This window comes from Streptomyces sp. SD31 (assembly GCF_052068475.1).
Lineage (GTDB): Bacteria > Actinomycetota > Actinomycetes > Streptomycetales > Streptomycetaceae > Streptomyces.
This window is the reverse complement of sequence record NZ_JBQHCX010000002.1, coordinates 749,339-761,303: the sequence shown is the minus strand read 5'-3', so window position 1 is coordinate 761,303 and position 11,965 is coordinate 749,339. Positions and strand designations below refer to the sequence as shown.

8 protein-coding genes are annotated in these 11,965 nt (G+C 72.1%); 5 read left to right on the top strand and 3 right to left on the bottom strand.

Going from position 1 to position 11,965, the window contains the following annotated elements:
- Nucleotides 1-448: 448 nt before the first annotated feature.
- Complete coding sequence (locus tag ACTMVF_RS07390) at nt 449-1,531, bottom strand: sugar phosphate nucleotidyltransferase (RefSeq protein ID WP_441269928.1); 1,083 nt, start codon at nt 1,529-1,531, stop codon at nt 449-451.
- A gap of 196 nt (nt 1,532-1,727) precedes the next feature.
- The gene (locus ACTMVF_RS07385; protein WP_441269929.1) at nt 1,728-3,224 is read right to left on the bottom strand and encodes an N-acetylmuramoyl-L-alanine amidase; all 1,497 of its coding nucleotides are present in this window, start codon (nt 3,222-3,224) and stop codon (nt 1,728-1,730) included.
- 141 nt (nt 3,225-3,365) lie between these two features.
- On the opposite strand from ACTMVF_RS07385, the gene ACTMVF_RS07380 reads away from it, so the two are divergent.
- The gene (locus ACTMVF_RS07380; protein ID WP_441269930.1) at nt 3,366-4,121 is read left to right on the top strand and encodes a TIGR03089 family protein; all 756 of its coding nucleotides are present in this window, start codon (nt 3,366-3,368) and stop codon (nt 4,119-4,121) included.
- A gap of 858 nt (nt 4,122-4,979) precedes the next feature.
- Here the strand turns inward: ACTMVF_RS07380 and ACTMVF_RS07375 are convergent.
- The gene (locus ACTMVF_RS07375; RefSeq protein ID WP_441270119.1) at nt 4,980-5,951 is read right to left on the bottom strand and encodes a helix-turn-helix transcriptional regulator; all 972 of its coding nucleotides are present in this window, start codon (nt 5,949-5,951) and stop codon (nt 4,980-4,982) included.
- Nucleotides 5,952-6,175: 224 nt separating this feature from the next.
- Here ACTMVF_RS07375 and ACTMVF_RS07370 point away from each other — a divergent pair, with 224 nt between their 5' ends.
- The 4 genes from ACTMVF_RS07370 (at nt 6,176) to ACTMVF_RS07355 (ending at nt 11,894) form a co-directional block, all read left to right on the top strand.
- Nucleotides 6,176-7,627 carry an MFS transporter gene (locus ACTMVF_RS07370; RefSeq protein WP_441270152.1) on the top strand — a complete coding sequence of 484 codons (1,452 nt, stop codon included), beginning with the start codon at nt 6,176-6,178 and terminating at the stop codon, nt 7,625-7,627.
- A gap of 250 nt (nt 7,628-7,877) precedes the next feature.
- Nucleotides 7,878-8,639, top strand: coding sequence for a DeoR/GlpR family DNA-binding transcription regulator (locus tag ACTMVF_RS07365; RefSeq protein ID WP_093904668.1), 762 nt, complete (start codon nt 7,878-7,880; stop codon nt 8,637-8,639).
- Nucleotides 8,636-9,583: a 1-phosphofructokinase gene (gene pfkB / locus ACTMVF_RS07360; RefSeq protein WP_441270118.1), complete on the top strand. Its 948-nt coding sequence runs from the start codon at nt 8,636-8,638 to the stop codon at nt 9,581-9,583. The genes ACTMVF_RS07365 and pfkB overlap by 4 nt, the downstream gene beginning before the upstream one ends.
- Before the next feature lie 241 nt (nt 9,584-9,824).
- The gene (locus ACTMVF_RS07355) at nt 9,825-11,894 is read left to right on the top strand and encodes a PTS fructose transporter subunit IIABC (RefSeq protein WP_441270117.1); all 2,070 of its coding nucleotides are present in this window, start codon (nt 9,825-9,827) and stop codon (nt 11,892-11,894) included.
- Nucleotides 11,895-11,965 lie beyond the last annotated feature (71 nt).

Below are 11,965 nucleotides of genomic sequence, written 5' to 3'. Positions count from 1 at the left end.
GGGCTGCCGCCCCTTCGACCCCGCCCTCCTGGGGGCCTGCGGCCCCCAGACCCCCGCTTCGGCCCTGAACGGGCCTCGTCCTCAAACGCCGGACGGGCTGGATGACGCCGGCCGGCACTCAAACACGACGGTCGGCGCCCCGACGCCCAGCCCCCGGCGGGTGGGAGGGAGCCAGGGACGGTGCGGCCTCTTCCTCTAACGCCGGACGGGCTGAAGGATGCCGGCCGGCACTGAGACGCGACGGTCGGCGCCCCCACGCCCAGCCCTCAGCGGGTGGGAGGGAGCCAGGGACGGTGCGGCCTCCTCCTCAAACGCCGGACGGGCTGAGTGATACCGGCCGGCGCCGGGACGTGGCCGTTGGTGCCGTGGAACGGAGACCCCAGCGCCACACGGGAGAGACCCCGCCGGGCCGGCTGGGATGCACGGGCCGGCGTTGCGAGGTGGTGTTCTACAGGTCCGGTGAGAAGCGGACCGCTCCCGCCGGGATTCGGGCGTCGCACCACACCCGTGCACCCTCCCCCAGCTCGTTGTCGGCGCCGATCACCGCGCCGTCGCCGATGACCGTGCCGGTGAGGACGGAGCGTTCGCCGACGCGGGCGCGGGTGCCGATGAGGGAGTCGGTGATGATCGCGCCGGGTTCGATGACGGCGCCGGGGAGGATCGTGCTGCCGAAGACCCTCGCACCCTCCGCGACGAACGCGCCCTCGCCCACCACCGTGCCGCCCGTCAGCTTGGCGTCGGGGGCGACCGTGGCCGTGGGGAGGATCAGGCGGTCGCCGCAGCGGCCGGGGACCGCGGGGGACGGGGCGCGGCCCAGGACGAGGTCGGCCGAGCCGCGGACGAAGGCGGCCGGAGTGCCCAGGTCCAGCCAGTAGGTGGAGTCGACCATGCCCTGGAGGTGGGCTCCGGCGGAGAGGAGGTCCGGGAAGGTCTCGCGCTCCACCGAGACCGGACGGTTCGCCGGGATCGTGTCGATGAGCGAGCGGCGGAAGACGTACGCACCCGCGTTGATCTGGTCGGTGACGATTTCTTCGGGGGTCTGTGGCTTCTCCAGGAAGGCTGTTACGCGGCCCGTCTCGTCCGTGGGGACCAAGCCGTACGCCCTCGGGTCCGTCACCTTCGTCAGGTGGAGGGAGACGTCCGCGCCGGTCGACTCGTGGGTGCGGACCAGTGCCTTGATGTCCAGGCCGGTCAGGATGTCGCCGTTGAAGATGAGGACCGGGTCGTCGGGCGCGGAGTGCAGCCGGGACGCCACGTTGCGGATCGCGCCGCCCGTGCCGAGGGGCTCCTCCTCCGTCACGTACTCCAGGTGGAGTCCGAGCGCGGAGCCGTCGCCGAAGTACGGCTCGAAGACCTCGGCCAAGTACGACGTCGCCAGGACGATGTGCTCGACGCCCGCGGCTCTCGCTCTCGCCAACTGGTGCGTGAGGAAGGGGACTCCGGCCGCCCGGACCATGGGCTTGGGCGTGTGCACGGTGAGCGGGCGCAGCCGAGTGCCCTTGCCGCCGACCAGGAGGATCGCTTCTGTCACCTGTCGTCTCTGCTTCCTGCCGGGACCGGCCGAACTGTCTTTCGGCCGGCCAGTGTATGCAGACCGTTGTACGGCGCCCTCGTCGGCAGTGCGGCGTTCCGCCTCTTGCCCCCCGACGGCGGTGAATGCATCCCCGTGTACTCCGTGTACTCCGTGTACCTCGTCTACTCGCGTACCCGGTCAGCCCTCCCCCGGCTCAACGTCCCTGGTAGCGGGCCGCCGTGGCGCGGGCCGTGCCGAGCTTGCGGTAGAGCTGCCGTCCCGGGCACTCCGTCAGGAAGCCGTCCCGATGGCCGGAGATCGCATTCAGCCGTACGTTCTTTCCCTTTCGGTAGAGATTGCCACCGGCGGACTTCAGGTACGTCTTTCCGCGCGGATTGACGCCGAAGAGACCCAGTTTCCATGCCGTGAGCCGGGCCACGGCCTTCACCGACGCCTTGGTCGGCTTGGTGGAGCCGTAGCTGCCGAGAACGGCGATCCCCATGCTGTTGGTGTTGAAACCGAGAGTGTGGGCACCCAGGACCGGCTTCGCCACTCCCCCGGCGCGTCCCTCGTAGATGTTTCCGCACTTGTCGACGAGGAAGTTGTAGCCGATGTCGCGCCAGCCCATGCTCTTGACGTGGTAGCGGTAGATACCGCGAATGAGCGAGGGGACCTGCGAGCACCAGTACTTGCTGCCGGTCGCCGTGTGATGCACGAAGGCCGCCTTCACCTTCTTCGTGTAGACGAACTGCCGCTCCCGCCACCCCTCGTTCGCGCCCCAGCCGCGCCGTGTGACGATGCGCGGCCGCGGCCCGATGTACGGCTTCGCCTGCTGCGCCTGCGTCAACTGGTCACCGCGCAGCGCCAGCAGCTCCCGTTCGGTCTCGGCCCGGCCGAGCGCGGGGATCGCCGCGACGCCGAGGGGCGCGAGTTCGGCGTTGGCGGCGGAGGCGGCCGTGTCGGCGGCGGAGGCGCCGAGGGCCTCGGCGGTCTCCGTGGTCTCGGTCTGCAGTGAGCCGGGGCGGGGGGCGCCGGGGTCGTCCGACGTGGGGGCGGGTTCACCGGGATCGACGAGTTCGAGGCGGAGGCCGGCGGGGAGCGGAGAGACGACGCCGGTGCCGCCCGGCGGGGTCGGATCATCACTGCCCGGCCCCGGCGCGCCGTCCTTGGACCCGGCCCCGACAGCCTGTGCCGTCACCCGCACCTCCACGGCGTCCGACTCCCCGACCCACAACGGCGCCGTGGAGCCGCGCACCCGGCCGGAGGTGCGTTCGACGCTGCCGGGGTCGGCCGCGTGCTCGCCGTTGTGCGTCTCGACGTCCTGCCAGTCGGACCAGGTGCCCGTGCCCACGGCGCGGGTGCGGACCTGGACGCGGCCGTGCAGTTCGGCGTCCGGGTCGTCCCAGACGACGCCTACGAGGGAGAAGTGTCGTACGTCTCGTGGGGACAGGCCCTCTATGGCGGGGGCGCCGACGACGCGGTCACGGGCGAGGGGTGTGAGCGGGGCGAGGGGCATCGACTGGGTGCTGCCGGGGACGTACGACTCGGCGTCCTCCTGACGCACCGCCGGCCCGGCCACCGCCTCCCCGCGCGTGGCCGCTTCCGCACTGAACGCCGGTCTCGCGGTCGACGCGACGGCGGGTGGGGTGAGCGGGAGGGCCAGAGCGGCCGCGCACGTGACACCGATCGAGGAAGCAAGGAATCCACGCATACCCCAGATGTTGGACATAGTCATACAAAGCTGTCCATCTGGGAGTTGACGGAGTGTCGGCGCCCGATTCGCCCGAACCGGTGGTGGCAGGGTGCCGCCAACCGGGGGTGCGCGCCTGTGTGGCCGCGTACGCTTGCACGGGTGAACGCCACCGATCGCACCCCTGCCGACCTGCTGCGTTCCGCGCTCGCCGCGGATCCCGGACGTCCCCTGGTGACCTTCTACGACGACGCCACCGGGGAACGCGTCGAATTGTCCGTGACCACCTTCGCCAATTGGGTGGCCAAGACCGCGAATCTGCTCCAGGGCGACCTCGGGGCCGGGCCGGGTGACCGGGTCACGCTGCTGCTGCCCACCCATTGGCAGACGGCGGTCTGGCTGCTGGCGTGTTCGTCGGTGGGCACGATCGCGGACGTGGGCGGGGATCCGGCGGCGGCCGACGTGGTCGTGAGCGGGCCGGACACGCTGGAGGCGGCGCGGGCGTGCCGGGGGGAGCGGGTCGCATTGGCGCTACGGCCGCTGGGGGGCCGCTTTCCGCAGCCGCCGGCGGGCTTCGCCGACTACGCCGTGGAAGTGCCGAGCCAGGGCGACCGTTTCGCCCCGTACGCGCCGGTCGACCCCGAGGATCCCGCACTGATCGTGGCCGGCCGGGAGTTCAGCGGCGCCGAGGTCGTCGAACGCGCCCGCGCCGAGGCGACGGGGCTGGGCCTCACGGGCCCGGGCTCCCGCATCCTGTCGTCCCTTCCCTACGACACCTGGGAGGGCCTCAACGCCGGCCTGTACGCGGCGCTGGCGACCGACGGCTCGGTGGTCCTGTGCCGCCACCTCGAATCCCTGGACGAGGAGTCCCTGGCCAAGCGCATCGAGAGTGAGCGCGTGACGACGACGGCGCGATAGCCCCGGGCACGGTCGGCTGCGCCGGCTGGGCCGAGGTGACCGCGTCGACCAGGCCGAGTCACAGGTGCCGTTCGCTGTGTGGCTTGCCCGGCGTGCGGGCTGGGCGGGGTGGGTCGCGCAGCCCGGCACTGACGGGGCACCGCCCGCGCCCACCCGTGCCGCCCCAGCGGCACGACTGCCCGCGGATTGGGCGGGACGGCCCGCGGGGCTGAGGCGGGACTGCCCGCGGCTGAGGCGGGATGGTCGGCCACTGAGCTGTGGGATGACCCGGGGCTGGGGCGCGGGACGACCCGCGGCCGAGGCGCGGGACTGCTTGCGGCTGGGGCGAGGGACGACCTGCGGCTGGGGCCTGGGATGGCCTGCGGCTACGGCGGGATGGCCTGCGGCTGCGACGCAGGACACAGCCCGCAACCGAAGCGCGGAACAGCCCACGGCTGCGACGTACGACAGCCCGCAACCGAAGCGCGGAACAGCCCACGCCTGCGACGTACGACAGCCCGCAACCGAAGCGCGGAACAGCCCACGCCTGCGACGTACGACAGCCCGCAACCGAAGCGCGGAACAGCCCACGCCTGCGACGTACGACAGCCCGCAACCGAGGCGGGGGACAGCCCGCACCCGCGTACGGCGGCAAGGGGACGTGCCGGGGGGGGTGTCCGCCCGCAGAGTCGGGCGTCAAGACACGGCACCTCCAGCGCAACGACCACCGCCCGACCGAGGACGGACACCCCCCGGCACGGCCCCGACCCACACCCCACCCGCAGGCGCTACCCGCACCCCCACCGAACCGGCACAGGCGCCGCAGGCACCCGACACGCACCCCCACTCACCCGCACAGGCCGCCGCAGGCACCCCCGCCTAACCGCCGGAGGCACCGGCCCGACTCAACCGCCCCCCCAACTCCCGCACACACCGCACCAGTTCCTCCGGCGACTCCACCACGAACTCGCAGTCCACCATCGCCAACCGCACCGCCATCCACTCCACGGCGTCCCCACCCGTACCCCGCAGCCGACACCGCCGCCCGTCGACAGGCTCGGGCACCCCCAACCACCCCGGCAACCGAGCCGCGACAAACTCCGCAGGCGCCTCGAACGTCACCGAGAACTCGTACGTCTCCTGCCGCCGCCACATCGACTGCCGCAAATACTCCGCCGCACTCCCCGTCGGCAACTCCCGCGGAGCGAACCGCGCCCCCGTCGCGAACGGCTCGCTCACCCGGTCCACCCGAAACGTCCGCCAGTCCTCCCGGTCGAGGTCGTACGCGACGAGGTACCAACGCCGCCCCGTGGACACCAGCCGATACGGCTCGGTCAAGCGACGCGACTCCGTCCCGTCCCCCGCCCGATACGCGAACCGCAACCGCTCCCGCCCCGCCACGCACGATGCCATCACGGTCAGCGTCTCGGGCGCGATACTCGCCCCGTCCCCACTGGTCAGCGGCGTGGTCGCGGCCTGAAGCGTCGTCACCCGGTGCCGCAGCCGCGCCGGCAGCACCTGCTCCAGTTTCGCCAGCGCCCGAACGGACGCCTCCTCCACCCCCTCCACCGCATGCCCGGCCCCGGCCCGCAGCCCGACCGCGATCGCCACAGCCTCCTCGTCGTCCAGGACGAGCGGTGGCATCGCCTTGCCCGCCACGAGCCGGTAACCACCCTCGGCCCCCTTGGTCGCCTGCACGGGATACCCCAGTTCCCGTAGCCGGTCGATGTCGCGCCGCACCGTGCGCCGGGACACCCCGAGCCGATCGGCGAGTTCACCGCCGGGCCACTCGCGGGGCGTCTGAAGAAGGGAGAGGAGCGTCAGGAGCCGTGCCGGAGTATCCGTCGTCATGATTCCGAGGATGCCGCACAACTAGGACGTGATCTGACCTAATGAAGACATAGCTTCAACCCATGACCTCAAGGACCTCAGCCGAGACCGAACCATCACCCCTGCCCCACCCCGGCGCACAGCCCGCCACGGCGGCCACCACCGCCGCCACCGCCGCCACGGCGGCCACCGCGGCCACGGCGGCCACAGCCGACCGCCGCCGATGGTTCGCCCTGGCCATCGTGATGACCGCGGCCTTCATGGACTTGGTCGACGTCACGATCGTCAACGTCGCGATCCCGTCGATCCAACGTGAGGCGGGCGCGACGTTCAGCCAGATCCAGTGGATCACCGCCGGCTACGCCCTCGCCTTCGCCGCCGGCCTGATCACGGGCGGCCGACTCGGTGACATCCACGGCCGTAAGCGGCTGTTCCTGATCGGCATCGGCGGCTTCACCGTCGCCTCCGCCCTGTGCGGCTTCGCCGTGAACCCGGAGATGCTGGTCGCCTCCCGCATCCTGCAGGGTGCGATGGCGGCGCTGATGGTCCCGCAGGTCCTGTCGATCGTGCACGCCACGTTCCCGGCGCACGAACGCGGCAAGGTCTTCGGCCTGTTCGGGGCGGTGGTCGGCCTCGGCGCGGTCACCGGCCCCCTCCTCGGCGCACTCCTGACGGAGTGGAACCTCTTCGGCCTCGAATGGCGCCCGATCTTCCTGATCAACCTCCCGGTCGGCATCGCGGGCCTGATCCTGGGCAGCCGCTTCATCACCGAGTCGAAGGCGCCGAAGGCGTTGAAGCTCGACCTCGTCGGCGTCGCGCTTGTCATCCTCGGCCTGCTGATGCTGCTCTATCCGCTGACCCGCGGCCGCGAGCTGGGCTGGCCGACGTGGGGGTACGTGTCGATGGCCGGCGCACTCGTCGTCCTCGCGGCGCTGGTGGCGTACGAGAAGTGGAAGACCGCCCGCGACGGCTTCCCGCTCATCGAACTGTCCCTGTTCAAGGTGAAGAGCTTCGCGGCCGGCATCGCCGTACAGACCGTCTTCGGCGTGGCGCTCGGCATCTTCTTCCTGGTCTGGACGCTGTACATGCAGTTCGGCCTGGGCTGGAGCCCGCTGAAGGCCGGCCTGACCGGCATCCCGTTCTCGATCGCCGTCTCGACGGCGGCCGGCATGTCCGTGCAGAAGCTGGTCCCGCGCTTCGGCCGCAAGGTGCTCCAGGCAGGCGCGCTGGTGATGGCGATCGGCGTGCTGCTCTACATCTGGGAGTCCGGCCACTACGGCCTGTCCATCACCCCCTGGCAGATGGCTCTGCCCCTGGTCGTCATGGGCGTAGGCATGGGGCTGATCGTGGCTCCGCTGACGGACGCGATCCTGTCGGAGGTGCCGCGCGAGCACGCGGGTTCGGCGTCGGGACTGATCAGCACCGTCCAGCAGATGGGCAACGCGCTCGGCCTCGGCCTGGTCTCGGTGGTCTTCTTCGGGGTCGTCGACGACCGGCTGACCGAGGCCAGGGAGCGTACGGCGGCGGGCCTGGCCTTCGCGGACGGTTTCCAGCACGCCCTCGGGTGGGTGGCCGCGGTGATGGGCGTCATCTTCCTGCTGATGTTCGCGCTGCCGGGGCGCCCGGCGCAGCACATCGAGGGAGCGGCCGAGGAGCCGTCGCCGACGACGGCGAAGGAGCCCGCGCTGGTGTCCTGAGGGCGATGTCCAAGGAACCCGCGCTGGTGTCCTGAGGGCGATGTCCAGGGAGCGGGGGAGGGCCCGGCACTTCGGTGCCGGGCCCCTCGCCGTCCCCCTTCCTGCCGTGCCGTCCCCCTTCCTGCCGCGCCTGCCCACTTCGGAAGCCCGACCATGCCCGATTGAGCCCGAACCTGTTTACTTTCCAGAAATCTGGGCGTAGCCTCCCGCTGAAACCACAAGTTCGGGCACAGTTCGGAGGCGAACGGACATGTACGCACCGGAGCGGCAGCAGGAGATCCTCCGGCTGGCTCGTGACGGCGGCCGAGTGGACGTCCTGTCGCTGGCCGAGGAGTTCCAGGTGACGGCGGAGACGATCCGCCGGGACCTGAAGGCGCTAGACCGCGCCGGGCTCGTGCGCCGGGTGCACGGTGGTGCGATCCCGGCCGGGCGCCTGGACTTCGAGCCGGATCTCGCCGAGCGCGAGTCGACGGCGGCCGACGAGAAGGACCGCGTCGCGAAGGCGGCCCTCGCCGAGCTGCCGACCGAGGGCACGATGATCCTCGACGCCGGTACGACGGTGGCCCGCCTCGCCGCAGCGCTGCCGCTGGAGACGTCCCTCACCGTCGTCACGCACAGCCTGCCCATCGCGGCCCGTCTCGCGGACCACCCGGGCATCCAGCTCCACCTGGTCGGGGGGCGCGTACGGCACCGTACGCGCGCCGCCGTGGACGCCTGGGCGCTGCGCGCGTACGGCGAGATCCGCGCCGACGTCCTCTTCGTCGCCGCCAACGGCTTCTCCGCCGAGCACGGTCTGACCACCCCCGACCTCGCCGAGGCCGCGGTGAAGCGGGCGGCCGTGGCCGCCGCCCGCCGCGTCGTCCTCCTCGCCGACTCCTCCAAGCACGGCCAGGAGCACTTCGCCCGCTTCGGTGACCTGAGCGACGTGGACCTGCTGATCACCGACAGCGGGCTGAGCCCCGAAGACGCCACCGCGATCGAGCGCGGCGGCACGGAAGTAGTGCGCGCATGATCCTCACCGTCACCCCGAACCCGTCCCTGGACCGCACGTACGAGGTCCCGTCCCTCGACCGCGGCGAGGTCATACGCGCCACCGGCGAGCGCATGGACCCGGGCGGCAAGGGCGTGAACGTCTCGCGCGCCGTCACGGCGGCCGGGCAGCGCACGGTCGCGGTACTGCCCCTGGGGGGTGCGCCCGGCGCGCTCGTCGCCGACCTGCTCGACGCGCAGGGCATCGAGGTGGCGCCGGTCCCGGTCGCCGGGGCCACCCGCTCGAACATCGCGCTCGCGGAGTCGGACGGCGTACTGACGAAGATCAACGCGCCCGGTCCCGAGCTGTCCGCGGCCGAGCAGGAGCTGCTCCTGGAGACGGTCCGCGAGCAGTCGGGCGGCGCCGACTGGATCGCCTGCTGCGGCAGCCTGCCGCGCGGGCTCGCGCCATCCTGGTACGCCGATGTGGTCGCCCGGGCGCACGCGGGCGGCGCGCGGATCGCGCTGGACACCTCCGGGCGCGCCCTCCTCGAAGCCCTGCGCGCGCGGCCCGACGTGGTGAAGCCGAACGCCGAGGAGCTCGCGGAGGCCGTCGGGCGTCCCCTGACCACCGTGGGCGACGCGATGAAGGCGGCCGAGGAGTTGCGCGAGATGGGCGCGCGCGCCGTACTCGCGAGCCTGGGCGCCGACGGGCAGCTGCTGGTGGACGACGCGGGCGCCTGGTTCGCCAGCGCGCGCGTCGACGTCGTACGCAGCAATGTCGGCGCGGGCGACTCCTCCCTCGCCGGTTTCCTGATCGCCGGCGGCAGCGGCCCGGAGGCCCTCGCCTCGGCGGTCGCCCATGGCGCGGCGGCCGTACAACTCCCCGGCAGTGTGATGCCGTCCCCGGGTGACCTGGACCTGGCCGCGGTGACGGTCACGGCCGAGGTGCCGGTGGATCGCGTACTGAAGGAGCCGGTGTCATGACGAATGTCGTGGTTGTCACAGTTCTTGCCGATCCGGTCCGTAAGCGGCGAAGCTCGGCGTTACTCACGCCCGCCGACGGACGGCAGGGCCACCTGAGCCGCTCTGCCGCCCGGGGGAGGCGGGTTTTCCCCGACCTCGCCTCCCCCACCCCCCACTCCACGCCTGTCACCCCCCACCGCACCCCCGTCCCCTTCCCCGCCCACCAGACTCCCCGGGCGATACGCGAGCGAAGGAGCCCGCGATGAGCGACATGATCACCGCGGACCTGGTCGATCTCGACCTGTCCGCCGACACCAAGGAAGCGGCGGCGCGCGCCCTCGCCGAGCGCATGGTGGCCCTGGGCCGGGTGACCGACCTGGACGGCTTCCTCGCCGACGTGGCCGCCCGCGAGGCGCAGATGCCGACCGGCCTCGACGGCGGCATCGGCATCCCGCACTGCCGCAGCGAGCACGTCACCGAGCCGACGCTCGCCTTCGGGCGCAGCGCCGCCGGTGTCGACTTCGGTGCGGCGGACGGTCCTGCCGACCTGATCTTCCTGATCGCCGCCCCCGCCGGCGCGGACGACGCCCACCTGACGATCCTGTCGTCGCTGGCCCGTCAGCTGATGAACGCCGAGTTCACGGACGCGCTGCGGTCGGCGGGCGACGCGGCGTCGGCGGCGGCGCTGATCCGGGGCGAGGAGCCCCCGGCGGCCGGTGCCGCCGATGCCTCCCACGCATCCGGTTCCGAAGACTCCGTGGCGTCGTCGGTGGCGGCCTCCGCCGACGCCGCCACGGGCACCACCTCCGAGGCCCCCGCCGAGACGCCCGGCGAGCGCCCTTTCCGTATCGTCGCCGTCACCTCCTGCCCGACCGGCATCGCCCACACGTACATGGCGGCCGAGTCGCTGGAGAACGCGGGCCGCGAGGCCGGCGTCGAACTCGTCGTCGAGACGCAGGGCTCGGCCGGCTTCACCCGGCTCGACCCGGCCGTCATCGCGGCGGCGGACGGCGTGATCTTCGCCCACGACGTGTCCGTACGGGAGAAGGACCGCTTCGCCGGCAAGCCGACCGTCGACGTCGGCGTGAAGGCGGGCATCAACCGCCCGGCCGAACTCATCGCCGAGGTGCGCGAGAAGGCGGCCCGCGGCGAGGTCACCGCGGCGGCAAGGCCCGGCGGCACCCCCGTCGAGCGCGCCGGCGAGCCCGGCGAGGGCTACGGCACCAAGCTGCGCAAGTGGCTGATGTCCGGCGTGAGTTACATGGTCCCGTTCGTCGCGGCGGGCGGTCTGCTGATCGCCCTCGGGTTCGCGATCGGCGGCTGGGACATCACGGAGGCCAAGCCGGTCACCGAGCACTTCGACTGGATCCAGATCGACAGCTGGGCGGCGTTGCTGTTCCAGATCGGTGGCGTGGCCTTCGGCTTCCTGATCCCGGTCCTCGCCGGATACATCGCGTACGGCATGGCGGACCGCCCCGGTCTCGTCCCCGGGTTCGTCGGCGGAATGATCGCTTCCAACATCGCCGCCGGCTTCCTCGGTGGTCTGGCCGCCGGTCTGCTGGCCGGCGCGGTCGTCCTCGGCATCCAGCGGATCAAGATTCCGCCGGTGCTGCGCGGCATCATGCCGGTGGTCGTGATCCCGCTGTTCTCCTCGATCGTCGTCGGCTTCCTGATGTTCGTCGTCATCGGCAAGCCCATCGCCGAGGCGCAGAAGGGCATGACCGACTGGCTCAGCGGCCTCTCCGGCACCAACGCGGTCCTGCTCGGCATCCTGCTCGGCCTGATGATGTGCTTCGACCTGGGCGGACCGGTCAACAAGGTCGCGTACGCCTTCGCCACCGGCGGTATCGCCGTGCAGTCCCCCAGCGACTCCGCGATGAAGATCATGGCCGCCGTGATGGCCGCGGGTATGGTCCCGCCGCTGGGCATGGCCCTGGCCACCGTGGTCCGCAAGAAGCTGTTCACCACGGCCGAGCGCGAGAACGGCAAGGCGGCCTGGGTGCTGGGCGCCTCCTTCATCTCCGAGGGCGCGATCCCGTTCGCGGCCGCCGACCCCCTGCGCGTGATCCCCGCATCCATGGCGGGCGGCGCGGTGACCGGCGCGCTGACCATGGCGTTCGGCTCGACCCTGCGCGCCCCGCACGGCGGCATCTGGGTCACCTTCCTGATCGGCAAGCCGTTCCTCTACCTGCTGGCCATCGCGGTCGGTACGGCGATCACGGCCGGCCTGGTCATCCTCCTGAAGGGCATGCGCAAGACGGCGCCGGAGGCCTCGGCCGCCGAGTCCCCGGCGGCCGAGACCACGGCGGCGAAGCAGCCGGTGGCGGCGTAAGCCTCCGCCGGGCAAGCCTCCCGCTTGTCCCTTTGGGGCGCTGTGAGTTGTTCACGGCACCTGCGAGATAC

What these genes read in the sequence shown, in the direction of transcription:
- ACTMVF_RS07385 (WP_441269929.1), bottom strand. Translation starts at nt 3,224, where the DNA reads ATGCGTGGATTCCTTGCTTCCTCGATCGGTGTCACGTGCGCGGCCGCT.
- ACTMVF_RS07375 (WP_441270119.1), bottom strand. Translation starts at nt 5,951, where the DNA reads ATGACGACGGATACTCCGGCACGGCTCCTGACGCTCCTCTCCCTTCTT.
- ACTMVF_RS07370 (WP_441270152.1), top strand. Translation starts at nt 6,176, where the DNA reads ATGACCGCGGCCTTCATGGACTTGGTCGACGTCACGATCGTCAACGTC.
- ACTMVF_RS07365 (WP_093904668.1), top strand. Translation starts at nt 7,878, where the DNA reads ATGTACGCACCGGAGCGGCAGCAGGAGATCCTCCGGCTGGCTCGTGAC.
- pfkB (WP_441270118.1), top strand. Translation starts at nt 8,636, where the DNA reads ATGATCCTCACCGTCACCCCGAACCCGTCCCTGGACCGCACGTACGAG.
- ACTMVF_RS07355 (WP_441270117.1), top strand. Translation starts at nt 9,825, where the DNA reads ATGAGCGACATGATCACCGCGGACCTGGTCGATCTCGACCTGTCCGCC.